This window comes from Noviherbaspirillum sedimenti (genome assembly GCF_003590835.1).
Classification (GTDB): domain Bacteria; phylum Pseudomonadota; class Gammaproteobacteria; order Burkholderiales; family Burkholderiaceae_D; genus Paucimonas; species Paucimonas sedimenti.
The window spans coordinates 3,220,105-3,242,243 of sequence record NZ_QYUQ01000002.1 but is presented as its reverse complement, the minus strand read 5'-3'; the positions used below and the strand labels follow the sequence as shown (position 1 = coordinate 3,242,243).

Annotated in this window: 25 protein-coding genes; 9 read left to right on the top strand and 16 right to left on the bottom strand. The window is 60.7% G+C overall.

Annotated features, from left to right (window positions below):
• Position 1: 1 nt before the first annotated feature.
• Genes D3878_RS15140 through D3878_RS15080 form a run of 13 tightly spaced genes read right to left on the bottom strand, consistent with a single transcriptional unit; the run spans position 2 to position 11,535 of the window.
• Positions 2 to 562 carry a DUF3261 domain-containing protein gene (locus tag D3878_RS15140; protein WP_119786248.1) on the bottom strand — a complete coding sequence of 187 codons (561 nt, stop codon included), beginning with the start codon at positions 560 to 562 and terminating at the stop codon, positions 2 to 4.
• On the bottom strand, positions 559 to 2,937 hold the full coding sequence (locus tag D3878_RS15135) for an MMPL family transporter (protein ID WP_119786247.1): 2,379 nt from the start codon (positions 2,935 to 2,937) through the stop codon (positions 559 to 561). Before D3878_RS15135 ends, D3878_RS15140 begins: the two co-directional genes overlap by 4 nt.
• Positions 2,934 to 3,536, bottom strand: a complete 603-nt coding sequence (locus D3878_RS15130; protein ID WP_119786246.1) for an outer membrane lipoprotein carrier protein LolA — start codon at positions 3,534 to 3,536, stop codon at positions 2,934 to 2,936. Before D3878_RS15130 ends, D3878_RS15135 begins: the two co-directional genes overlap by 4 nt.
• Entirely contained in the window at positions 3,533 to 3,961 is a 429-nt protein-coding gene (locus D3878_RS15125) for an acyl-CoA thioesterase (RefSeq protein WP_119786245.1), read from the bottom strand. Before D3878_RS15125 ends, D3878_RS15130 begins: the two co-directional genes overlap by 4 nt.
• Complete coding sequence (locus D3878_RS15120; protein ID WP_119786244.1) at positions 3,954 to 5,510, bottom strand: HAL/PAL/TAL family ammonia-lyase; 1,557 nt, start codon at positions 5,508 to 5,510, stop codon at positions 3,954 to 3,956. Before D3878_RS15120 ends, D3878_RS15125 begins: the two co-directional genes overlap by 8 nt.
• Positions 5,497 to 6,468 carry an LpxL/LpxP family acyltransferase gene (locus tag D3878_RS15115; protein ID WP_119786243.1) on the bottom strand — a complete coding sequence of 324 codons (972 nt, stop codon included), beginning with the start codon at positions 6,466 to 6,468 and terminating at the stop codon, positions 5,497 to 5,499. Before D3878_RS15115 ends, D3878_RS15120 begins: the two co-directional genes overlap by 14 nt.
• Positions 6,465 to 7,208, bottom strand: coding sequence for a glycosyltransferase family 2 protein (locus D3878_RS15110; RefSeq protein ID WP_119786242.1), 744 nt, complete (start codon positions 7,206 to 7,208; stop codon positions 6,465 to 6,467). Before D3878_RS15110 ends, D3878_RS15115 begins: the two co-directional genes overlap by 4 nt.
• Positions 7,201 to 8,943: an ApeI family dehydratase gene (locus D3878_RS15105; RefSeq protein ID WP_119786241.1), complete on the bottom strand. Its 1,743-nt coding sequence runs from the start codon at positions 8,941 to 8,943 to the stop codon at positions 7,201 to 7,203. Before D3878_RS15105 ends, D3878_RS15110 begins: the two co-directional genes overlap by 8 nt.
• Positions 8,936 to 9,466, bottom strand: a complete 531-nt coding sequence (locus D3878_RS15100) for a COG4648 family protein (protein WP_233556346.1) — start codon at positions 9,464 to 9,466, stop codon at positions 8,936 to 8,938. Before D3878_RS15100 ends, D3878_RS15105 begins: the two co-directional genes overlap by 8 nt.
• A gap of 27 nt (positions 9,467 to 9,493) precedes the next feature.
• Positions 9,494 to 9,757 carry an acyl carrier protein gene (locus tag D3878_RS15095; RefSeq protein WP_119786239.1) on the bottom strand — a complete coding sequence of 88 codons (264 nt, stop codon included), beginning with the start codon at positions 9,755 to 9,757 and terminating at the stop codon, positions 9,494 to 9,496.
• Between the two features lie 18 nt (positions 9,758 to 9,775).
• Complete coding sequence (locus tag D3878_RS15090; protein ID WP_119786238.1) at positions 9,776 to 10,036, bottom strand: phosphopantetheine-binding protein; 261 nt, start codon at positions 10,034 to 10,036, stop codon at positions 9,776 to 9,778.
• On the bottom strand, positions 10,023 to 10,805 hold the full coding sequence (locus tag D3878_RS15085; RefSeq protein WP_119786237.1) for a lysophospholipid acyltransferase family protein: 783 nt from the start codon (positions 10,803 to 10,805) through the stop codon (positions 10,023 to 10,025). The genes D3878_RS15090 and D3878_RS15085 overlap by 14 nt, the downstream gene beginning before the upstream one ends.
• A complete protein-coding gene (locus D3878_RS15080; RefSeq protein ID WP_119786236.1) occupies positions 10,795 to 11,535 on the bottom strand; it encodes a beta-ketoacyl synthase chain length factor in 741 nt (246 codons plus the stop codon). Before D3878_RS15080 ends, D3878_RS15085 begins: the two co-directional genes overlap by 11 nt.
• Positions 11,536 to 12,007: 472 nt before the next feature.
• On the opposite strand from D3878_RS15080, the gene D3878_RS15075 reads away from it, so the two are divergent.
• The 9 genes from D3878_RS15075 to D3878_RS15035 all read left to right on the top strand — a co-directional run bounded on the left by D3878_RS15075 (position 12,008) and on the right by D3878_RS15035 (position 19,098).
• A complete protein-coding gene (locus D3878_RS15075) occupies positions 12,008 to 12,346 on the top strand; it encodes an ATP synthase subunit I (protein ID WP_119786235.1) in 339 nt (112 codons plus the stop codon).
• Between the two features lies 1 nt (position 12,347).
• Positions 12,348 to 13,163, top strand: a complete 816-nt coding sequence (atpB, locus tag D3878_RS15070) for a F0F1 ATP synthase subunit A (RefSeq protein WP_119786234.1) — start codon at positions 12,348 to 12,350, stop codon at positions 13,161 to 13,163.
• Positions 13,164 to 13,264: 101 nt separating this feature from the next.
• Positions 13,265 to 13,519: a F0F1 ATP synthase subunit C gene (atpE, locus tag D3878_RS15065; protein WP_119786233.1), complete on the top strand. Its 255-nt coding sequence runs from the start codon at positions 13,265 to 13,267 to the stop codon at positions 13,517 to 13,519.
• A 73-nt stretch (positions 13,520 to 13,592) separates the two neighbouring features.
• Positions 13,593 to 14,063 carry a F0F1 ATP synthase subunit B gene (locus D3878_RS15060; RefSeq protein ID WP_119786232.1) on the top strand — a complete coding sequence of 157 codons (471 nt, stop codon included), beginning with the start codon at positions 13,593 to 13,595 and terminating at the stop codon, positions 14,061 to 14,063.
• A gap of 2 nt (positions 14,064 to 14,065) precedes the next feature.
• Entirely contained in the window at positions 14,066 to 14,599 is a 534-nt protein-coding gene (locus D3878_RS15055) for a F0F1 ATP synthase subunit delta (RefSeq protein ID WP_119786231.1), read from the top strand.
• 50 nt (positions 14,600 to 14,649) lie between these two features.
• The gene (gene atpA / locus D3878_RS15050; RefSeq protein ID WP_119786230.1) at positions 14,650 to 16,185 is read left to right on the top strand and encodes a F0F1 ATP synthase subunit alpha; all 1,536 of its coding nucleotides are present in this window, start codon (positions 14,650 to 14,652) and stop codon (positions 16,183 to 16,185) included.
• 27 nt (positions 16,186 to 16,212) lie between these two features.
• Entirely contained in the window at positions 16,213 to 17,082 is an 870-nt protein-coding gene (gene atpG / locus D3878_RS15045; protein WP_119786229.1) for a F0F1 ATP synthase subunit gamma, read from the top strand.
• Positions 17,083 to 17,188: 106 nt separating this feature from the next.
• Positions 17,189 to 18,589, top strand: coding sequence for a F0F1 ATP synthase subunit beta (gene atpD / locus D3878_RS15040; protein WP_119786228.1), 1,401 nt, complete (start codon positions 17,189 to 17,191; stop codon positions 18,587 to 18,589).
• Positions 18,590 to 18,675: 86 nt separating this feature from the next.
• Entirely contained in the window at positions 18,676 to 19,098 is a 423-nt protein-coding gene (locus D3878_RS15035) for a F0F1 ATP synthase subunit epsilon (protein WP_119786227.1), read from the top strand.
• A 44-nt stretch (positions 19,099 to 19,142) separates the two neighbouring features.
• On the opposite strand, the gene glpD is transcribed toward D3878_RS15035, so the two are convergent.
• From glpD to D3878_RS15020, 3 genes are all read right to left on the bottom strand, one after another.
• Positions 19,143 to 20,717, bottom strand: a complete 1,575-nt coding sequence (glpD, locus tag D3878_RS15030) for a glycerol-3-phosphate dehydrogenase (RefSeq protein WP_233556345.1) — start codon at positions 20,715 to 20,717, stop codon at positions 19,143 to 19,145.
• A gap of 62 nt (positions 20,718 to 20,779) precedes the next feature.
• Positions 20,780 to 21,406: a hypothetical protein gene (locus D3878_RS15025; RefSeq protein ID WP_119786226.1), complete on the bottom strand. Its 627-nt coding sequence runs from the start codon at positions 21,404 to 21,406 to the stop codon at positions 20,780 to 20,782.
• Positions 21,407 to 21,511: 105 nt separating this feature from the next.
• Positions 21,512 to 22,138 (bottom strand): LysE family translocator, encoded by a 627-nt coding sequence (locus D3878_RS15020; RefSeq protein WP_119787922.1) that lies wholly within the window; start codon positions 22,136 to 22,138, stop codon positions 21,512 to 21,514.
• Between the last annotated feature and the right edge of the window lies 1 nt (position 22,139).

Sequence of the window (22,139 nt, the reverse complement as noted above, 5' to 3'; positions counted from 1 at the left end):
GTTACGGACCGGCGGGAGCCGATTGGATAGTGAGCTGATATTGATAGCGCAGGTTGGTCAGCGCGACTTTGCCGTTCCAGCGCGGTTCGGCGCTATAGTTGATCACCACCACCTTTGCGTCGTCCGACCATATTGTGCGGCGCATGCCTTCCTCCTCGATGCGCCAGCCGGTGGGCAAGGCCGCGCGCACTGCGGCGGCCGGCCAGTACGTGAGCTGGATGTCTTCCAGCACATCCTCGGCGCGCACCTGTTCCGGCAGCAGCGCATGGCGCCACGATTTCAGTTCGTTGCCGTCGAACTCCAGACTCATGACACGCTGTCCGAGCGCCAGCCCGATCATGCCGACATGGCGGTCGTCGACTTCCAGCGCGGCTTCGAGATAATCGATCCGGCCTTCGCGTTCAACGGCAAGCCGCTGCTGCAGGCTGATCGACGCCCCGAGCGCTGCTGGTTCTAGCCGTAGTCCGAGCCGGGCCGGTTGCACTTGCTGCGGGGGATGGCAGCCGGCCAAGGTCAGCGCCAGCATCATGGCCGCGCAGAAAAAAATACAACGCAGGATCATTCGCACACCTCCTCCATTCGCACCGCTTGCGCCACAGCCGCATGCTCATGGGCAAAGCAGGGGACAATCAACCATACCAAGGCCGTGCCGAGCAGCATGGTTAAGCCGAAAGCCTGCAAAGCCGGCGTCTTGCTCAGGCCAAGCAGGCCGAAGGACAGCAACGTGCTTGCCGCCGACAGGCTGACCGCCATCCAGGCCGAAGCCTCGCGGCGATCCGGTCGCTCCTGGAAAAACACGCCATAGTCGACGCCTATGCCAAGCAGTAGCATCAGCGCCAGCACATGGAACAGTTGCAGCTGTTGCCCGGCGATGCCGAGCAACGCGAGCGTGACGCCGCTGGCGAGGGCGGTGGGCGCCAGCACGCGCCAAGTGGCGGCACGATAGCGCAGGAACAACAAACAAAACACCGCTGCATACGAAAACAGCAACGCCCATCCCATGTACTGCCGGTAGCGCCCGAGTAAGGAAGAAATATCGGCAACCTTGTCGACCCATTGCACGCCATCGATGCCGATGGCGGCCTGTTGCAACGCGGGCAGTTTGGCCAGGCTCAGCCCGCGCACGGCGACCACACTCGCATAATCGTCGTCAAGCCGCCCCAGCCACAAGTGGCGCCATGGCTCGCTGGCGGGGGCCTTCATGAATTCATCCACCGTCAACGACGGCACCGTTGCCGCCCGCTCGCGCATTGCATGAACCCAGTCGGCATCCTCGCCGATCCGGCTTGCCAGCACCGGCAAGGCGGCGCCGTCGCCCATCAGCTTTTCTTTCACCAGCTTGTGGCGCCCGGATTGCGCCTGCGCCGATGGCACCCAGTTCGAGATCGCCTGATATCCCGAGATCGTGCGTTGGGCAATCAAGGGGTCGAGCCGGCGCTTCAATGCCTCTTCACGCTGCAACACCTGGTCGGCACTTGCGCCGCGCACCAGGTAAAACTGCACCGGCGTCGGCGCGTCGAGCAGCTTGCCCAGTTTGAGCTGTTCGGCGACCAGCTGTTTCGGCGGATTCTGCAGGGAGCGGATGTCGTCGTTGACGCCGAGGCGCGACCAGCCGAACCCCAGCAGCACCGCTACCGCCAGCAGCGCCAGTGCCGATCGCCGGTCGGCACGCAGCACCGGCCAGTGCTTCAGGACGGCGGAGAAAGCCTGCGCCTGGCGGGCATTCTTCAAAGTCATCGGGCCGATCATGGCCGGATACCAGCACACTACCGTCAGCCATGCGAACACGAGGCCGGCCACCGAAAATACCGCCATCTGGCGCAGCCCCGGAAACGGCGTCAGTGCCAGCCCCGTATAGCCGATCGCCGCCGCGAGAAGCGTCAGCAACAGGCTGGGCAGCAGGTGGCGAAGTAATTGCGGCGAGGTAGTGGCAGCACCGGCGCCCAAACGATGGCACAGGAAATAAATGCCGTAGTCCTGCGCCACCCCGATCAGGGTCGCGCCAAACACCAGCGTCAGCAGATGCACGCGATCGAACAGCAGCAGGCACAGCGTCAGCGCACCGAGAAAGCCGACGCCGAGCAGCAGCGCGATATATGCAAATGGCTTGAGCGATCGGAACGAGAACCAGATCAACAGCACGATGCCGAGCAGCGAGCCGATGCCGATGGTGGAAACTTCGCCGCTGGCCTGTTTGCCGGCAGCGGCGGCGTGCAGGATCATGCCTGCTTCCAGCACCTCGGCGTTGGCTACGGCACTGCTCGCCGCCTGGCGCGCCTTTGCCAGCAGGGGCATGACCGTTTCTTGCGCATCCATGGAAAAAGCCGGCACACGCAAGATCATCGGCATCACCACGTACGTGCGTTCGCCGTCGGCGACGAACAGGCGGCCGTCGCGCGGCCGCACCGGTGTTTCCTGCGCGCGCGCCTGCACCCAGCCGCCGAACAGGCCGAAGGGATCGTCCTGCCATGCGCCGATCTTCGGCCCGGCGAACGGGCTGTAAAGCTTGGAAAGTGCCGCATCGACCCAGTACTGGCGGTCCTGCGTGCGCAGTGCAGTTTCGTCTTCGGCGGTCATCAGCGCCAGCCGGTGTCGCTGGAACAGCGCCAGCCAATCCTGTTGCGTTTGCTCGCCCAGCTTGTCTGCGAACTGCAGCAAATCCGCATGCGGCGACAGCACCGCGCGGTAGGCGTCGGCCGCGCGGCGCGCCTGTTCCCAATCGCTGGCGCCGACCAGCACGATGAGCTTCTGCTGCGCCGCATCCGCCATGTGTGCGAATGCCTGCTGCACGGCGGGGTCGCGCTCTTGCGTCGGCAGGAGCGTCAGGATGTCGGTATCGGGAGCGATACGCTGGTTCAGCCACAGGCTCACGCCGTGCGCGAGCAAAATAGCCACCACGACGCCCCAGGCCAGCGCGAGGAGATTGTGTCGCTTCAAAATTGTGCCGCCTCTTCAGGTGCGATGGCGGCCTCGCCGGTCTGCATCGCCGAGAAGGAAATGCTGGTGCGGTCGCCGTTGGCTTCATGCAGGGTGATTTGCCTGACAAAGGCGCCGCCTTCCAGTGACACGCCGGCGATCACTTTCGCCAGACCGGGATCGCGCGCTTTCAACGCCACCGACCACTGCTTGTCCTGCACACTGCCTTCGCCTTCGAACAGCTTCTCCAGTTGCGCCAGGTCGCCGGCCAGCAGGGAGAACAGCATGTTGTTGATCAGCCGCACAGTCGGTTCCTGCCTGGCGTCGACGCGCACGGCGACGCGGTCGCCGTGCATCTGCAGGATCTCATCGCGGCTCAGCCGCAAGGTGCTCGGGAACGGTTGCAAGGTGCGCCACAGCACCCCCCTGCCGGCGGCGACACAGAAACGTCCGCTCGACAGCAAGGGTTTCTTCATTCCCGCCAGATGTTTGGTCTGGTCGAATCGGCCGCACAGGATTTCCGGTTTGGCCAGCAAGGCCTGGATCTTCCCGACTGGTACTGCGGCATGGCTGGGCGCCATTGCCAGCGCAAAGCAGAAAGAGACAAACAGGCGTTTCATGATGGTTTCACTCCCAGTTTTTCATATAGCGCGGGCGGGGATACGAAGCACATTTCACCGGTGGCGATCTCGACCGCCACCTGGATCGTGGTAGCACGGGTCAGGCGTTTTCCGGTTTGTGGATCGGTAATCAGGTAAGCGATCTTCAGGCGGTTTTCCCACTCGACGATGGTGGCGCGCAGCCTGATGGTCTGGCCGAATACCGCCGATCCGATATAACGCAGATGCATGTCGATGATCGGCCACGCATAGCCGGATGCCTTCATCTCCGGATAGTTGTAGCCGATGCTGTCCAGCAGCGCGCAGCGCGCCTGTTCGAGGTACTTGACGTAGTTGCCGTGCCACACGACTTCCATCGGGTCGAGGTCGAAAAACTGCACCTGCAGCTCGATCTCGACCGACCACTCGCGCGCGGGCTTAGTCATACAGTTTCCATGCGCGTGCGCGAATGCGTTTCAGCATCAGGCGCAGATCCGGTTCCAGGCGGCGATCTTCCTCAATCATGCGCACGTCGCCGGCAAGCTCATCGAGCATTGCCTGCAGCGGCGCTTCCGGCGCGACCGTTGGGTTGACGTGCTGGCGCAGCAAGCTGCCTTGCAAGACCGTGATCAGCAAGGCGGCGCCGACTTGCTCGGTTAGTTCCAGAATGCGCAGGCAATCGCGCGCGGCGATCGTGCCCATGCTCACCTTGTCCTGGTTGTGGCACTCGGTGGAACGAGAGAATACCGATGCCGGCATGGTCTGCTTGAGGGCTTCGGCGGTCCAGGCGGAAGCGCTGATCTGCAAGGCCTTCAAGCCATGGTTGATGGCCGCCCGCGGACCCTGCATGCCGGACAGGTTGGATGGCAGGCCGTTGTTGTAGCGGCTGTCGACCAGCAGCGCCATCTGGCGGTCCATCAGGTCGGCGAGGTTGGCGATAGCATTCTTCATGCTGTCCATGGCGAAGGCGATGTGGCCACCGTAGAAATGGCCGCCGTGCAGGACGCGTTCGCCGTCCGGATCGATGATCGGATTGTCGTTGGCGCTGTTGAGCTCGTTTTCGATCGACTCGCGCAGCCAGGGCAGGGCGTCGGCCAGCACGCCGATGACATGCGGCGCGCAACGCAGCGAGTAGCGGTCTTGCAGGCGCTTGCCATTGCGCGGGGTCTCCTCGCATGGCAGATCGGTGCGCAGCCAGGCCGCCACGCGCTGCAGCCCGGGATGCGGCTTCACCGAAAACAATGTGGCATCGAAATGGTGGGCATTGCCGTCCAGCGCGAACGACGCCATGGCGGTAATGCGCGTGCACAGCCGGGTCAGGTATTCGGCGCGCGCGTAGGCCAGACAGGCCAGCGCGGTCATCACTGCCGTGCCGTTCATGATGGCCAGGCCTTCCTTCGGGCGCAGGCGCAACGGTGAAATGCCGGCCTCGGCCAGCGCCTGCGCGGCCGGTAACTCGACGCCATCGCGCAAAACCTCGCGCTCGCCGCAGAGGGCGGCTGCCAGGTAGGAAAGAGGCGTGAGATCACCGCTGGCACCGACCGAGCCTTCGGAGGGAATCCGTGGCAGCAAGTCCTTGTCCAGCAGGCGCACGATCTGTTCCAGCAACTCCAGGCTGACGCCGGAGTAACCCTTGCTGAGCGAAGCCAGCCGCGCCGCCATGATGGCGCGCGTTTCTTCCGGGCTGAAATACGCGCCGAGGCCGCAGCCGTGATAGGTGTAGAGATGGTGCGGAAGTTCGGCCACCAGTTCGGGCGGCACGGTCACGGTGCATGAATCGCCATAGCCGGTGGTCACGCCATAGATGGCGCCGTCTTCGCGCAGCAGACGATCGAGGAATTCCGCCCCGCGCGTGATCGTCGCGCGGAATTCCTGCGCCTGCGAGAGCGTGGCGCACGCCATCCCTTCGGCGATATCGACTATGTCTTCAATGCGCAAACGTCCCTGGTCGAAGCGGACGGCGCGCGATGTGGTCTTCAGGTCAGCGGGATGCATCGGTAGGTTCCATGTCAGGCGAGCGCCAGAATTCGTAAAAGTTAAACCATTGGAAAGGAGCGCGCAGACAGAAATGCTCCAGTCGCGCCGCGTAGTCCTGCGCCAGCGCCGCGCATGCCTGTTCGCGCCCTTTGCGCGGCAGGTGGATTGCGTCGCGCAAGCGTTCGAAATGGATTTCGGAGCGGCGTCCGACGCGCATTGAAAACAGCATGTACACGGGGCATTGCAGCAGGCTTGCCAGTATATAGGGGCCGACCGGGAAGGGCGCTTGTTCGCCCATGAAGCGGGCCTGGCAGGTGCGTGCGCCCGACGTCACCGGCACACGATCGCCAGCGATGACCACGAACTCGCCGCGCGCGACCCGCTCGTTGAGCAGCATGGCAGTTGCCGGCGACATCTCCGTCACCTGCAGCAGGTTCAGCTGGCTTTCGGGATCGAGTTGCGCCAGCAGCTGGTTGAACTTGTGCGCGTGCTTGGTATGCACCAGCACCGTCAGCTTCAAGCCGGCCTGCTGACGGGCCAGCACGCGGCACAGTTCCAGGTTGCCGAAGTGCGAACAGATCATCAGGCCGCCGCGCTGGCTGGCGATGTCGTCGTCAAGCTCTTTTTCGCCGAAGAACTCGATATCAGCCAACGCGACCTGGCCGCCCCACAGCAGCATCTTGTCGAGGATGCACTCGGCGAATGCGGCGAAGTGGCGCATGACGCCGAGCAGGCCCGGGTCGATCCATGCCAGCCCGCCGAATCCGCGCACCCTGCGCAGGTAATCCGACGAAGCTGCGCGCGCCGTCGGTTGGGTCAGTACATACCAGGCCAGCACCGGATACAGCAGCAGTCGGAACGGCCAGCGCCCGAAAGTGCGGCAGACCCAGAACAGGAAGCGCATGCCGGCAATGAAGCTGGCTTCGTTGATCTGCGCCCAATGGCGGCGCGGTGCGATATGCACCGGGGGCGTCATGCCTTGCTCCATTTGCGCGCAAGCAGTTTCGGCGCCCGTATCAGCATGCCGAAGAACAGCGTCGCATGCATGCGTGAAATGAGGGCGTTGTCGCGCCACATGCGAAAGTGCGATACCCCATCGGTGGGATAGCCGACCCGGGTACCGACGTTGATGAAGTCCATGCCATCCCAGCACAGCCTTACCAGCACTTCCGTGTCGAAATCCATGCGCGTGCCGAGCCTGTGCCGCCTGGCCAGCGCCAGCACCGGCGCCACCGGATAGACCCGGAAGCCGCACATCGAATCCTTGACCTGCAGCGACAGGGTATTGATCCATACCCACACATGCGTGAGATAGCGGCCGTACAGGCGGATCGCCGGCACCGACTCGTCGTATTGCGGATAGCCGACGACCAGAGATGTTGGGTGCGCGGCCGCATGCTCGATGAAGCGCGGAATATCGGCGACGCAGTGCTGGCCATCCGCGTCGATTTGTAACGCATGCGTATAGCCGGCGTCGGCGGCGTGCCGGATGCCGGTCAGCACCGCTTCGCCCTTGCCCTGATTGCGCGCATGCCGCACCAGTATGATTTGCTGCGGCGCCGCAGCAGCAATGTGGCCCAGCACCTGCGCACACGCCGCCGTGCTGCCGTCGTCGACCAGTATGCACGGCAAACCGGTCGCCAGGACCGCATCCACCACCGCGCCGACGGCATGCTCGTGGTTATAAACCGGAATCACAACGCAAGGCTTAAACATGGGCGTCCCCAAACATCAGTCGCCCGCTTGCGTGTGCGCCATCCGGGGAAAAATACCGGAAGGCGACGCTGTTTTTGGACGGGTCGTGCAGCATTTCCAGCGAAAAGGGCATTGCAGGGCAGATCACGCGCTTGAACTTGAGCGCGTGGATGCCGCGGAACAGTGGCGGCAGCGCAAAACATTCGCGCGCCAGCTGCATTGCCCACTCGACCTGCACCACGCCCGGCAGGATTGGCGTTTGCGGGAAGTGGCCCTCGAAGTAGGCCAGGTCGGGCGGCGCTTCCAGTGCAAACACTGCGCGCAGCGCTTCTTTCTCGATCAGCTTCTTGCACGGCATTGTGGGCCGCGCTGTTCCTTGTGTGTCTGTGTCATTAAGCAATGCCATCAAGGCGGACTGGGTCGTCTTGCCCTGCGTATTGACCGGCAGCGCATCGAGGTAACGCCAGCTGCGCGGCAAGGCGACGCGTTCGACGGCATCGGCAAGCCATTCGCGCAAACGCAGGTTGAGCGCCAGCTTGCCGCCATCGGCGAGCGCCTTGCGGCCCGCATCGGATAGTACGACGAAGGCGGCGATGCGGTCGCGGCTGCCGGTTGCAACAATTGTGCGCGCCTCCGTTACGAGCCCGGATTTCAGCAGCTGTGCTTCAAGCAAATCGAGCGAAATGCGCTTTTCCTCGATCTTGACGATGCGGTCGGCCCGGCCATGCAGCGTGAAGCGGCGCTCGTCCACCATGCGCGCGCGGTCCGCGCAGCCGAACCAGGCGGTGTCGGGCAAGTGCGGCGAACGGATTTCCAGTGTCTCGCCATCCGCGCCGATGCGTGCCTCGGCGCCGGGCATCAGCAGCCAGTCCTCGCCAGCGCCCGGATTGCGCTGACGCCAGGCGATGCCTCCGGTCTCCGAGCTGCCATACACTTCGATCGGCACCCGGCCGAGACGCCGTGCCGTGGCATGCGCCACTTCAGGCGGCAGCGGTCCGCCGGAAGAAAACACGCCGCGCAAGCGGTGCGCGCAGGCTGTCCATATCGGGCTGTCTGGCAGGCGCTTGAGATGCGCGGGGCTGGCCACCAGGACGCAATCACGCACTGCCATCACCGCGGCGATTTGTTCCGGATAACTCAGACTGAGCGCCTCGATGGGGCAGGCACAGGCCAGCGGCCGCAATACCTTGAACAGCAAGCCGTAAATGTGCTGGTGCGATACCGTTGCAACCACTGTGGCTGTGCCGGCATCCTTGCCGAACAATTGTTCAAGCGTGAGCACTTCTGCGGCGAGTTGCGACAATTTTTTCGGGATCGCTTGCGGTGTGCCGGTGCTGCCCGAAGTGAAGACCACCAAACCAGTGAAGTCCGGATCCAGCGCGGTGAAGCCACCTAGTGCTGGAGCGGACGCATCGGTCGCCGGCGCGGCCAGCGGTGCAAAGGCGGAGGGAAAATCCCCGATATAGCGACTGACCATCGGACGCAGGGAGGCGCAGGTGGCAGGCAGGGTATCCGAGGGGAGATAGACGGTCTTTCCCGCGTGCCATGCGCCAAACAGCGCGGCGGCGAATTCAATGCTGTCATGGAAAAACAGCGTCACATCCCTTCCATCCACGCCCGCCAGCAGCGCACGCCACTGCGTCACGCGGGAAAAAAAATCAGTGTAGCGAATCGCCTGGCCATCACGCCAGCCGACAATGACTTCGGGTGGGCGCGGGATGGACAAGAGTTCGAGGATGTTGATGCAGTTAGCCATTGTTACGGTGTTGAAATCGAAGCCGGACCAGATACTCGCCGCCGAACAGACTGCCCATCAGCGCGTAGGCGATCACGCCGTTGTACAGGGACCAGACTGCGGGGGAGGCGCACAGCGCGGTCCACAGGGCGATTGCGCCATTGATGAAAAAGAAAACGCACCATACCTGTGTGACGCGCCGTGTGTACTGCACGGCATATGGCGGCAGATCCGGTTCCTTGATGCGCGCAAGGCGCTCGATCAGCGACGGCGGCGCCACCAGGCTATAGCCGAAAGCCCCAAGCAGCAAAGCGTTGACCAGCACGGGATACAATTTGAGCGGCATCCATGCATTGCCCCATGCCGCCGCCAGCGCTAGCAGCAGGGCGCCGGCCAGCCACCAGCGCCCCGCCTTGCCGCTCTCCATCGCATGCAGGCGCAGCAAGGCGGCCAGCACCAATACTCCGGCAAGCAGGCGCGGCTCTACCTCCCCATGGCCGAGCCAGACCAGCAGCGGGTAAAGCAGCGTGACCAGGACCGGCAACGCAGCCAGGATGCGGCGCTTGATGTCTTACTCCGCCAGAAGGTCAACCACAGCGTTCACCACATCTTCGACGGTACGTACGGTTTTGAAGATTTCGGGCGAAAGGCGCTTGCCGGTCAATTCCTTCAGCTTCACCGCAAGATCCACCGCGTCGATGCTGTCGATATCGAGGTCTGTATACAAATTGGATTGCGGGGCGATCGCCGCCTTGTCGATTTCAAACATCTCATGCAAGGTATCGGCGATCCATGCATGAATATCATCCCGGCTCATGGTGCTCAGCGCAGACATTTCCTTATCCCCTGTTGATTACTTTGTTCTATGGCCGGCGATCATTGCGCCAAGCGTACGCACCGATTTGAAGTGGCGGCGCGTTTCCTCCGAATCGGCGGATAATGAAATGCCGTAGCGCTTTTGCAAGGCCACGCCCAGTTCCAGCGCATCGATCGAATCGAGGCCGAGGCCTTCGATAAACAAGGGTCCATCGGTGTCGATATCCTCCGGCGTCATGTCTTCCAGCTGGAGGGCGTCGATGATGAGCTGTTTTACTTCTCCTTCAAGCGATTGCATGGCGTTTGTTATCCTCGGCAAAATAGTTCTGCAAAAAATCCGTCAGCCGGCGTGCAGCGAGCGTCTCGCTATCACATGCCGAAATGAAGGGCTGGACGGGAATGTCTTCCCTTACCTCGATGCTGAATTGCACGCGCTGAGCTGGTACCCGCCACCACTTATCGCCTTTGCCAAGGGTTGAGGGCGTGCAGCGGATCACCACTGGCGTCAGATTATGCATTCCGCGCACGGCGATGTTGGCAGCACCGCGCTTGAAACTGAGCGCGCCATGACGGGAGCTGCGCGTACCTTCCGGAAAAATAATCAGGTTATTGCCATTTACCAAAGTGGCGATGCATTCGCTCACCAGACCCGGCCCGTTTTCATTGTTGATGTAGCCAGCCGCACGCACGGGGCCATGGGTAAACGGATTATTCCACAATCCGCTTTTGACGATGCAGTCGGCCCGTTTTACAAACGCCATCAGAAACACCGTATCGATCAGGGTTGGATGATTGGCAACGATGAGCAAACCATTGCGTTCGAGCTTTTCCCGTCCCTTCACCTCGTAGCGCAGTACGCCCAGTCCTTGCATGAGCGCGATGAATGAGCGGAACGTCAGCCGGATCACGTTGCGGGCTGCCATGGTGCGCATGCGCGGCTCGCGGAAAAACAGATTAATTGCCGGAAATACCACCACGCGCAACAACAAGCCGCCTGTACCGAAGACGATGAAACTCAAGCCGGTGCCCAGCACGCGCCAGTATCTGTCGATATGTTCAAGAAACATGCCGCGTCCATCGCCATGATTGCCTGCCGTAGATTCGCTCCATGCACGGATCGCGCCGCAAAAAGAAGCGCAGGACATCGAGACTTGTCGCCGGTGGCGTTTCGTCGCCGGCATGATCGCTGGATAATGTGTGCCACGACAGGGAAATTACGTCCTCGCGTGGCGGTTCGATCAGCCATGCCCACGCGAAGGGAAGGGCGTCTTCATCCTGAAAATCCGCATACACGGCTGGCAACGGACAATCGTAAACTACTAGCAGCACCGCCTTTTCGCCGTCCGCAAGCAGGCCGCATGCTTCGATAAGCGCATGTTCAATGCTGCCGCGCCCGCCACTCAGCGCAATGTTGTTGGCCACGTCGCCGCGTGCGATCGAAAACATGCCGCCGACGGCGTTATGCACCGACATCCCGAACGAAGTCGGGGAAAGCGGCTCGCCATGCGCCAGGTCGCGCAGCAGCTCGACCGAACGCGAGACCTCGCCGTGCCTGGAGCAAAATACAGTTGGTACATCCTGGCGCTGGCCAAGGCATTCATACGCGACTTCGAGCGCCATTTTTCCCAGCAGGCCGAGGCGCCGCCGCTGCATGGCCGGCATTGCCCGCACTACAGGCTCTGAGTCGGCGGAAGCCGGAAGCTGCCCGCGCGCCCAATTGCGCCACGCTTCCCGGGTTTCTATACCGGGCGCCCAGGCAGCATCGCAGATAATAGAAAACTCAATGGCCGAACGCATAAACCCATGGAAAATTGCTTGCTTTATCAGATTCTAATTATAGCGGCTTGATCTGGAGCAACGCGAATAACTGTTGCTAATTTTTTAGCAACAGTTGCTCCTGATCATGCGTCACGAGCGGGGGATGTGTTTTTGTCCACGTAACGACTAACGCTTGCTGCATCAAAAAGCATGCGCTTGAGATGTTGGCTCGAGAATTTCCAAATGGCAATAAGTAACAAGCTGACGTTGCGCGGCTCAAGCAACGCAAAGGGGGGAGGTGCCGTGCTCAATAATACATACGGCGCTGGATTGGCACATCGTATTTTTACGGTGGTTTTTTTGCGAAATGCCCCGGGTTTTCTGGCCGGCAAATGTTTGACGTCGGCTTAAGAATCACCTTATAATCCCGTGGCTTCACAGAAACCGTTCCCGAAATGTAAACAAATGCTTGCGCTGTGCCCGATGCATGGCCGCGCCAGCTTGGACCCGTATGCAACGCATCGTTCTTTTGCAACTTGCGGCTACGGTCGTCACGGCGATCATCGCCGGCATTCTCGGTGGGGGCGCGGCGTTTTACTCAGCGCTTCTGGGTGGCCTGTGCTATGTGCTGCCGAATGGTCTTTTTGCATGGCGCCTGTTCGTCGGCGCGCACAAGTCCAGCGGCGCCAATCCGATATCTTTTTTCATCGGTGAATTTATCAAGATTGCATTAACGATTGCGCTATTGGGCGTGGTCGTTTGGCAGTACCACGATTTGAACTGGCTGGCACTGATTGTCGGCCTCATCGTGGCACTGAAAAGTTACATAATCTTATTGTTTAGGCACTGATATGTCATCTGCTACGCCCACGGCTTCCGAGTATATCGTCCACCATCTCGGACATTTCTCTACCCACCATCAAGAAAAGATCGTCGATTTTTCGATCATTAACATGGACACGGTTTTCTGGTCCGTGTTTGCCGGCGTTCTCGGCTGCTTCGTCATGTGGCTGGCAGCACGCAAAGCCACTGCCGGCGTGCCGGGGCGTTTCCAGGCATTCGTCGAGATGGTGGTCGAAATGGTCGAAGACCAGTCGAAATCGATTGTGCATGGCGACCGTCGTTTCATTGCGCCGCTCGCGCTGACGATCTTCGTGTGGGTTGCGCTGATGAATTCGCTCGATTTCCTGCCGGTCGACATGTTCTCCTCCTTCTTTCATCTGGTTGGCCTGGACAGCGTCATCCCCTACCACCGCGTAGTGCCGACCGCCGACCTGAATGGCACGCTCGGCATGGCCTTGGGCGTACTGGCGCTGATGGTGTACTACAGCGTGAAGATCAAGGGCCTGGGCGGCTGGATCCATGAATTGTTTGCCGCCCCGTTCGGCATCTGGCTGGCACCGTTCAACCTGCTGTTGAACCTCATCGAATACGCCGCAAAAACCGTTTCGCTCGGCATGCGACTTTTCGGCAACATGTACGCCGGTGAGCTGCTGTTCCTGTTGATCGCCTTGCTGGGCTCGATGGCCACTGCTTTCGGCTTCATCGGTCACGTGGTTGCCGGTTCGCTGTGGGCCATCTTCCACATCCTGATCGTGTTCCTGCAGGCGTTCATTTTCATGATGCTGACGCTGGTGTACATCGGTCAGGCGCATGAAGGCCATTGATTGCGGCCGGCAGTAAAGAATCGAAAGATAGTAGTAGTAAAGAAGTTTGATTTTTGGCTTTTCATTTTTATTTTTAACTTTAACCTCTTGAAGGAACTCTCATGACTGACGTATCTTTTGTTGCATTGGCTTGCGGTTTGATCATCGGCCTGGGTGCTATCGGCGCCTGTATCGGTATCGCAATCATGGGTGGCAAATACCTCGAAGCATCGGCTCGTCAACCTGAACTGATGAACGCCCTGCAAACCAAGATGTTCCTGTTGGCTGGTCTGATCGACGCTGCGTTCCTGATCGGTGTTGGTATCGCCATGTTGTTCGCATTCGCAAACCCGTTCATCGCCAAGGTTGCGGCTTAATTCGGCGCTTCGCCGATTCTCAACCGCCGAACCGTAGTCGTTCGGCATTTGTTCTTTTGAGAAGGAAAATACCGTGAACCTCAATGCAACGTTGTTTGCACAGTTCGTGGTCTTCTTCATCCTCGCCGGTTTCACGATGAAATTCGTGTGGCCGCCGCTGATGAAAGCGCTCGATGAGCGCGCCGAGAAGATCGCGAACGGTTTGGCCGCTGCTGAAAAAGGCAAGGCCGAAATGGCTGCCGCCGAAAAGCGCGTGCAGGCCGAACTGGCCGTCGCCAAGGATGAAGGTCTCAAGCGCATCGGCGACGCCGAAAAGCGCGCTGCAGCGATCATCGAAGACGCCAAGAAAACCGCTTCCGACGAAGCCGCCCGCATCGTCGCAGCAGCCAAGGCTGATGCGGAACAGCAGGTAACCCAAGCGCGTGAAGCTCTGCGCGGCCAGGTCGCAACCCTCGCGGTTGCCGGCGCCGAACAGATCTTGAAGCGTGAGGTCAATGCAGCGGCACACGCCGACTTGTTGAACCAACTGAAGGCCGAGCTGTAATCATGGCAGAACTCGCAACGATCGCTCGTCCTTATGCAGAAGCCCTGTTCCGCGTGGCCAAGGCCGGTAACATCAACGCATGGTCGGAGCTGGTATCCGAAATGGCGCAAGTCGCCGGCAATGCCGAAGTTCAGGCATTCGTCAGCAATCCGAAACTGTCCGACGCCCAGATCAGTGATACTTTCCTGTCCCTGATCAAGTCCCCGGTCAGCCAGGAAGCCAGGAACTTCATCGGCGCGCTGGTGGAAAACGGCCGCCTGGCTGCCATGCCGGAAATCGGCGTGCAATTCCTGGCGTTGAAAAATGCCGAGGAAGGCGCTGCCGATGCGCACATCACGAGCGCGTTCGAGTTAAGCGACGCGCAGGTGACGCAACTGGTGGCAACGCTGGAAAAGAAATTCGGCCGCAAGCTCGTCCCTGCCGTGACCGTCGACAATTCGCTGATTGGTGGCGTGCGCGTGACCGTGGGTGATGAAGTGCTCGATACCTCGGTAAGCGCCAAGCTGCAGAAACTGCACACAGCCCTGGTGTCGTGACCGGCAAATAGCCGCCGACCCAGGCACAGTGAAAAATATTAGGAGTTAACATGCAACTCAATCCGTCTGAAATCAGCGAACTGCTCAAGAGCCGTATCCAGGGTCTTGGCGAAAGCGCTGATATCCGCAACCAGGGCACGGTTATTTCCGTGACCGACGGCATCGTCCGCATTCACGGCTTGTCCGATGCAATGCAAGGCGAAATGCTGGAATTCCCGGGCAATACTTTCGGCCTCGCGCTGAACCTCGAGCGCGACTCCGTCGGCGCCGTTATTCTGGGTGCCTACGAACACATTTCCGAAGGCGACACGGTCAAGACCACCGGCCGCATCCTGGAAGTGCCGATCGGTCCTGAACTGTGTGGCCGCGTGGTCAACGCGCTGGGTCAACCGATCGACGGCAAGGGCCCGATCAACACCAAGCTGACCGCCCCGATCGAAAAGATCGCGCCAGGCGTTATTGCTCGTCAATCCGTTTCGCAGCCGCTGCAAACCGGCCTGAAGTCGATCGACGCCATGGTGCCAGTCGGCCGCGGCCAGCGCGAATTGATCATTGGCGATCGTCAGACCGGTAAATCGGCTGTCGCGATCGACACCATCATCAATCAAAAAGGCCAGGGCGTGACATGTATCTATGTCGCGATCGGTCAAAAAGCCTCCACCGTGAAAAACCTGGTGCGCGCGCTCGAAGAGCACGGCGCCATGGAATACACCATCGTGGTCGCTGCTACCGCTTCCGAATCCGCCGCGATGCAATACGTGTCGGCTTACTCCGGTTGCGCCATGGGCGAATACTTCCGTGACCGCGGTCAAGATGCACTGATCGTGTATGACGATCTGTCCAAGCAAGCCGTGGCTTACCGTCAAGTCTCCCTGCTGCTGCGCCGTCCGCCGGGCCGCGAAGCCTACCCTGGCGACGTGTTCTATCTCCACAGCCGCCTGCTGGAGCGTGCAGCCCGCGTGAACCCCGACTACGTCGAGAAGTTCACCAACGGTGAAGTCAAGGGCCAGACCGGTTCGCTGACCGCACTGCCGATCATTGAAACGCAAGCTGGCGACGTTTCCGCCTTCGTGCCGACCAACGTGATCTCGATTACCGACGGCCAGATCTTCCTGGAAACTTCGTTGTTCAACGCCGGTGTCCGTCCCGCGATTAACGCCGGTATTTCGGTGTCGCGCGTCGGTGGCGCAGCGCAAACCAAGGTCATCAAGGGCCTGTCCGGCGGTATCCGTACCGATCTGGCGCAGTACCGTGAACTGGCAGCGTTTGCACAGTTCGCTTCCGACCTCGACGAAGCGACCCGCAAGCAGCTGGATCGTGGTGCCCGCGTGACCGAATTGCTGAAGCAAAAGCAATTCTCGCCGCTGCCGATCTCGTTGATGGCCGCTTCGCTGTTCGCAGCGAACAAGGGTTACTTCGACAGCATCGAAGTCAAGCAAGTGCTGGCTTTCGAAGCCGGTCTGCACAACTTCCTGAAGACCAGCCACGGCGCTCTCTTGCAAAAGATTGAAGACAGCAAGCAACTCGATAAAGACGGCGAAGCAGCATTGGCCGCCGCGATTGCCGACTTCAAGAAAACTTTCTGAACCCACAGCTAGAAGGAGTAATACCTCATGGCTGCAGGAAAAGAGATACGCGGCAAGATCAAGAGCGTAGAGAATACGAAGAAGATCACCAAGGCGATGGAAATGGTCGCCGCATCCAAAATGCGCAAGGCGCAAGACCGGATGCGGGCCGCCCGTCCCTACAGTGAGAAGGTTCGTAATATCGCTGCTAACTTGTCGCAGGCTAATCCGGAATACACGCATCCCTTCCTGGTGAAACAGGAAGGCGCCAAGAAGATCGGCTTGATCGTGGTTACCACTGACAAGGGCCTGTGCGGTGGCATGAACACCAACGTGCTGCGCCTGACGACCAACAAGATCCGCGAAGCGGAAGGCGAAGGCGTCAAGGTCGAAGCGGTTGCCATCGGTAACAAGGGCTTCGGCTTCCTGAACCGTATCGGTGCCAAGGTGGTGTCGCACGCAGTGCAACTGGGCGATACCCCGCACCTGGAAAAGCTGATCGGACCGGTCAAGGTGCTGCTGGACGCATACCAGGAAGGCCAGCTGGACGCCGTCTACGTGTGCTACACCAAGTTCATCACGACGATGAAGCAGGAACCGATGCTGGAGCAGTTGCTGCCGCTGTCATCGGAGCAAATGAAGGCCGACAAGGGATCCCATTCGTGGGATTACATCTACGAGCCGGATCCGCAAACCGTCATCGATGAACTGCTGGTGCGCTACGTCGAAGCGCTGATTTACCAGGCCCTCGCCGAGAACATGGCGTCCGAGCAATCGGCGCGCATGGTGGCGATGAAGTCGGCTTCCGACAATGCCGGTAACGTGATCAAGGAACTGAAGCTGGTCTACAACAAGACCCGCCAGGCCGCGATTACTACCGAGTTGTCCGAAATCGTCGCTGGTGCGGCAGCGGTTTAAAAGCGTAACCCTTTGCGGGACAGAGTTTACGAGGCGCCGAAGCGCGGCGAGTTACTCTGTCCCCAACTGATTAGAACGAATCTAAATTACTGAAGAAGGAACGAAAATGGCTGAAGGCAAAATCGTTCAGTGTATCGGCGCCGTGGTTGACGTGGAATTTCCACGCAATGCAGTACCCAAGGTCTACGATGCTTTGAAAATGGCAGGTTCCGACCTGACCCTGGAAGTGCAGCAGCAGCTGGGTGACGGCATTGTCCGTACCATCGCGCTGGGCTCCTCCGACGGTCTGCGTCGTGGCGTAGCAATCACCAACACCGGCTCGCCGATCACGGTGCCGGTGGGCCCGGCAACCCTGGGTCGCATCATGGACGTGCTGGGCAACCCGATCGACGAAGTCGGTCCCGTGAGCCATGCACAAACCGCACAGATCCATCGCAAGGCTCCTGCCTATGACGAACTGTCGCCATCGACCGACCTGCTGGAAACCGGCATCAAGGTGATTGACCTGGTGTGCCCGTTCGCCAAGGGCGGTAAAGTCGGCCTGTTCGGCGGCGCCGGCGTCGGCAAGACCGTGAACATGATGGAACTGATCAACAACATCGCCAAGGCGCACTCGGGTCTGTCCGTGTTCGCCGGTGTTGGTGAGCGTACCCGTGAAGGTAACGACTTCTATCACGAAATGATCGAAGCCGGCGTCGTCAACGTCGAAGACTTCCCCAAGTCGAAAGTCGCGATGGTGTACGGCCAGATGAACGAACCGCCGGGTAACCGTCTGCGCGTTGCGCTGACCGGCCTGACGATCGCTGAATCGTTCCGTGACGAAGGCAAGGACGTGCTGTTCTTCGTCGATAACATCTACCGCTACACCCTGGCCGGTACCGAAGTGTCCGCACTGCTGGGCCGTATGCCTTCCGCCGTGGGCTACCAGCCGACGCTGGCTGAAGAAATGGGCCGCCTGCAAGAGCGTATCACTTCGACCAAGACCGGTTCGATCACCTCGATCCAGGCCGTGTACGTCCCTGCGGATGACTTGACCGATCCGTCGCCTGCTACCACCTTCGCCCACTTGGACTCGACCGTGGTTCTGTCGCGTGACATCGCTGCCCTGGGTATCTACCCGGCGATCGATCCGCTCGACTCGAGCTCGCGCCAACTGTCCCCGGACGTGGTTGGCCAGGAACACTATGACACGGCACGTGCCGTGCAAGGTACCCTGCAGCGCTACAAGGAATTGCGTGACATTATCGCGATTCTGGGCATGGACGAACTGGCACCGGAAGACAAGCTGCTGGTGGCTCGCGCTCGTAAGATGCAGCGTTTCCTGTCGCAGCCGTTCCACGTTGCTGAAATCTTTACTGGTTCGCCGGGCAAGTACGTTTCGCTGAAAGACACGATCAAGGGCTTCAAGATGATCGCTTCCGGTGAACTCGATCACCTGCCGGAACAGGCCTTCTACATGGTCGGTACCATCGAAGAAGCGATCGAAAAAGCGAAGAAGATGCAGTAATTCGCCAGGGGGCGGTCAGACGGCGCCGGGTAACCGGCTTGCCTGATGCGCCTCCTTCGGTCCGACGAACGATATAAGGTTCCAATATGGCAAACACTATTCACGTTGACGTGGTTTCCGCCGAAGAGCTGATCTTCGCGGGCGAAGCCGAATTCGTCGCGTTGCCGGGTGAAGCAGGCGAGCTGGGCATCTATCCGATGCACACCCCGCTGATCACCCGCATCAAGCCGGGTGCGGTACGCATCAAGGTTGGCGGTCAGGAGAAGGAAGAACTGGTCTTCGTCGCCGGCGGCATCCTCGAAGTGCAGCCGAACACGGTAACAGTCCTGGCCGATACCGCGATCCGCGGCGCCGACCTCGATGAAGCGAAGGCAGCTGAAGCCAAGAAAATGGCTGAGGAAGCGCTGGTCAACAAGGATTCGAAGATTGACTACGCCCAGGCGCAAGCCGAACTGGCGCAAGCTATTGCGCAGCTGGCAGCAATTCAGAAGCTGCGTCAGAAACGCTAGGCGCAACACGCTTCAAAGAAAAGCCCGCTTCGGCGGGCTTTTTTTCAGCCTTCGCACCTGCCGCGCATGTCGCCCACGCATTGCTGGCGCCCGGTGATCCAGGCGGCCAGGATGGCGGCACCGTCCGCCGGCACATGCAGGCCGAGCTTGGAACGGCGCCATAGCATGTCTTCTGCGGTAAGTGCCCACTCCCGCTCTATCCAGTATCGTGCCTCGATCTCGAAAAGATCTGGAAGAATCTCTTCGCCCATGTCGGGAAGGGCGCTGCAGCCGCCGAGCAACTGGCCGATGCGGGTGCCATAGGCGTGCGCATACCGCGCTACCAGCCTTGGTGGCAGCCAGGAAAAGCCTTGCTGCTGCTGTCGCACGAATTGACCGAAGCCGGCCGCAGCGGCAGCCGATGGCGTCGGTCCCTGGAAATCGGCGCCGGGCAGGCAGGCATGTTCGGTCCAGGCGCCGCGTGCCGGCTGCAGCAGTGGCGCGAGGCGGTCGATGGCTTCTTCGGCGAGCTTGCGGTACGTGGTGATCTTGCCGCCGAAAACCGACAGCATGGGGGCGCCGTCATTCTCCAGCTCGAAATGGTAATCGCGCGTGAGCGTGGCCGCCGCCGCAGCACCCTCATCGAGCAGGGGGCGCACACCGGAATAAGTCCAGACGACGTCGGCAGGCGAGATCGCCTGCGCAAAATAATGGTTGCACAGCTCGCAGAGATAAGCGATTTCCTGGCGCTCGATGGCGACTGCAGCCGGGTCGCCCTGGAAGTCGATGTCGGTGGTACCGATCAGAGTGAAATCCGACTCGTACGGAATCGCGAAGACAATGCGCCGGTCCGGATGCTGGAAGATATAGGCGAACGGGTGCTCGAACAGCTTGCGCACCACGATGTGGCTGCCCTTGACCAGCCGCAGCGCCGGTTCGGGGCGGGCCGGGAACACTGCGTGCTGAAAATGCGCCGCCCAGGGCCCGGCGGCATTCACCAGGCAGCGCGCGCGCACCGCAATGGATGAGCCATCGGCACGCACGAGACTGGCATGCCAGCAGCCGCCGCGCTGCAGCGCGGCAGCGCAGCGGGTGCGGGTCAGGATGGTGGCGCCGCGCTCGGCAGCATCGATGGCGTTCGCCACCACCAGCCGTGCATCGTCCACCCAGCCATCGGAATACTCGAAGCCGTCGGTAAATTCGGCTTTCAGGGGGGCGCCGGCCGGATGACGACGCAGCGCAATGTGGCCTGAGCCGGGCAGCAGTTCGCGTCGGGTCAGATGGTCATAGAGGAACAGGCCGGCACGGATCATCCAGGCCGGGCGCTGGTGGCGATCATGCGGCAGCACAAAGCGCAATGGCCGGATCAGGTGGGGCGCAGCGCGCAGCAGGATTTCACGCTCGCGCAAGGCCTTGCGCACCAGGCCGAATTCGAAATGTTCCAGGTAGCGCAAGCCGCCGTGAATGAGCTTGGTCGAGGCTGACGAGGTATGGCCGGCCAGGTCGTCCTGTTCGCACAGCAGAACTGACAGGCCGCGCCCGGCGGCATCGCGGGCGATGCCGGCGCCGTTGATGCCGCCGCCGATGATCAGGAGGTCGCAGTCAATATCGAAAGTGCCTGGCCCGGGAATGGACATCATGCTCCTCTCTATCGCCACTTATCCTTGCTGCAAGCACCGTCCAGCGCCGCCTTCGCAATCGCTTAACGCTGGGGCGCGTATGCCGGCCGCGCCGGCTCGTTCGGGATTACGACGACATTCGGACGGCGGTTGCTTCCCTCGATCGGCCGATTCAATGCCCGTTCCATGGCGGCGGTTTGCTGGCGGGCGCTTGCCCTCGCCGCATACTCCTCGCGTATCTGTGCTTGCCTTGCAAGCCTCTCCTCACGCTCCAGTTTTTCCCGTTCCAGGCGCTTGCTCTCGGCGATCGCCAATTGCTCGGCTTGCTCGGCCTCGGCCCTGGTACGGGCTTCCTCAAGACGGAGTTGTTCGATGCGCGCCTTGCTTTGTTGATTCTGGTAATAGAATACTGCGCCCAATACCAGCATGGCCACCAAGGCAATGCCGAGCCACGGAATCCGGCGCGGCTCCACCACTTCGTAGCGGATCGGCTGGTTGGCCGCCTTCAGCTTCTGATCATAGCGCTCGCGCCGTGCTGGCGAAGACAGCAAGGCATAGGCTTCTTCCACCGCCCGCAGCTCCAGGCCTTCCGCTTCGGACAAGAGCCTTTGCTGATCCTTCAAGCCATGCGTACGCACCAGGTAAGCTTGTTCGATCTGCAAAGCGGTGGCGCTGCTGCTCAGCCCCAGAATATCGTACAGATTGCGCATGAGAGTGGTTTGGCTTTTTGATAATCCTTGTTCTTATACCAAAATTTTGAAGAATTGTAATCTTCATTCCGCCTACGACCGGGGAAATCTGTTGCCTTTGAAATACTAGGCTTTCGCCAGCACCAGCCGGAGTGCCAGGCCGGCAAATACTATGGCGGTCAAGCGGTGCAGACGACGCTGCATCCTTGGCGAGCTTCTGAGCCGTGCGCCCAGAAACGCGGCGAAGCAGGTAATGAGACCAAAGGAAACCAGGGTCGCCAGGATGAAGAGGAAGCCAAACCAGCACAGCTGCAGCACGACCGCACCCCGCCCGGAGGCGACGAACTGCGGCAGGAATGCCAGGAAAAAAAAGATCACCTTCGGGTTTGTGAGGTTCATGATGAAGCCGCGCGCCAGCATGCGCCAGGGGTTCATCGGCGGCGCCTGTTGTGCCAGCTTTGCGTTGGCAGGAGCGTGCCAGGCCTGCCAGGCCAGATACGCCAGGTAGGCCGCGCCGGCGAACTTGAGTACAGTGAAGGCGGCAGGGGAGGCGGCGAATACTGCGGCCAGGCCGAGCGCGACGGCAGCGGTATGGACCAGCAAGCCGCAGCACAGACCCAGCACCACGCAGAATCCGGCCTTGCGCCCGTGCGTTGCCGATTGCATGAGGACGAACAGGTTGTCGGGCCCGGGGCTGAAACCGAGGAGCAGGGACAGGCTGAAAAATGCTGTGCTGGTTTCGAAGGCGGGCATG

Excerpts from the sequence above, each read along its gene's own strand:
- D3878_RS15140 (WP_119786248.1), bottom strand. The coding sequence starts at position 562 with ATGATCCTGCGTTGTATTTTTTTCTGCGCGGCCATGATGCTGGCGCTG.
- glpD (WP_233556345.1), bottom strand. The coding sequence starts at position 20,717 with ATGATGTCCATTCCCGGGCCAGGCACTTTCGATATTGACTGCGACCTC.
- D3878_RS15120 (WP_119786244.1), bottom strand. The coding sequence starts at position 5,510 with ATGCATCCCGCTGACCTGAAGACCACATCGCGCGCCGTCCGCTTCGAC.
- atpG (WP_119786229.1), top strand. The coding sequence starts at position 16,213 with ATGGCTGCAGGAAAAGAGATACGCGGCAAGATCAAGAGCGTAGAGAAT.
- D3878_RS15110 (WP_119786242.1), bottom strand. The coding sequence starts at position 7,208 with ATGTTTAAGCCTTGCGTTGTGATTCCGGTTTATAACCACGAGCATGCC.
- D3878_RS15105 (WP_119786241.1), bottom strand. The coding sequence starts at position 8,943 with ATGGCTAACTGCATCAACATCCTCGAACTCTTGTCCATCCCGCGCCCA.
- D3878_RS15075 (WP_119786235.1), top strand. The coding sequence starts at position 12,008 with ATGCAACGCATCGTTCTTTTGCAACTTGCGGCTACGGTCGTCACGGCG.
- D3878_RS15020 (WP_119787922.1), bottom strand. The coding sequence starts at position 22,138 with ATGCCCGCCTTCGAAACCAGCACAGCATTTTTCAGCCTGTCCCTGCTC.
- D3878_RS15095 (WP_119786239.1), bottom strand. The coding sequence starts at position 9,757 with ATGTCTGCGCTGAGCACCATGAGCCGGGATGATATTCATGCATGGATC.
- atpB (WP_119786234.1), top strand. The coding sequence starts at position 12,348 with ATGTCATCTGCTACGCCCACGGCTTCCGAGTATATCGTCCACCATCTC.
- D3878_RS15115 (WP_119786243.1), bottom strand. The coding sequence starts at position 6,468 with ATGACGCCCCCGGTGCATATCGCACCGCGCCGCCATTGGGCGCAGATC.
- atpE (WP_119786233.1), top strand. The coding sequence starts at position 13,265 with ATGACTGACGTATCTTTTGTTGCATTGGCTTGCGGTTTGATCATCGGC.
- D3878_RS15055 (WP_119786231.1), top strand. The coding sequence starts at position 14,066 with ATGGCAGAACTCGCAACGATCGCTCGTCCTTATGCAGAAGCCCTGTTC.
- D3878_RS15090 (WP_119786238.1), bottom strand. The coding sequence starts at position 10,036 with ATGCAATCGCTTGAAGGAGAAGTAAAACAGCTCATCATCGACGCCCTC.
- atpA (WP_119786230.1), top strand. The coding sequence starts at position 14,650 with ATGCAACTCAATCCGTCTGAAATCAGCGAACTGCTCAAGAGCCGTATC.
- D3878_RS15035 (WP_119786227.1), top strand. The coding sequence starts at position 18,676 with ATGGCAAACACTATTCACGTTGACGTGGTTTCCGCCGAAGAGCTGATC.
- D3878_RS15125 (WP_119786245.1), bottom strand. The coding sequence starts at position 3,961 with ATGACTAAGCCCGCGCGCGAGTGGTCGGTCGAGATCGAGCTGCAGGTG.
- D3878_RS15025 (WP_119786226.1), bottom strand. The coding sequence starts at position 21,406 with ATGCGCAATCTGTACGATATTCTGGGGCTGAGCAGCAGCGCCACCGCT.
- D3878_RS15085 (WP_119786237.1), bottom strand. The coding sequence starts at position 10,805 with ATGTTTCTTGAACATATCGACAGATACTGGCGCGTGCTGGGCACCGGC.
- D3878_RS15080 (WP_119786236.1), bottom strand. The coding sequence starts at position 11,535 with ATGCGTTCGGCCATTGAGTTTTCTATTATCTGCGATGCTGCCTGGGCG.
- D3878_RS15130 (WP_119786246.1), bottom strand. The coding sequence starts at position 3,536 with ATGAAACGCCTGTTTGTCTCTTTCTGCTTTGCGCTGGCAATGGCGCCC.
- atpD (WP_119786228.1), top strand. The coding sequence starts at position 17,189 with ATGGCTGAAGGCAAAATCGTTCAGTGTATCGGCGCCGTGGTTGACGTG.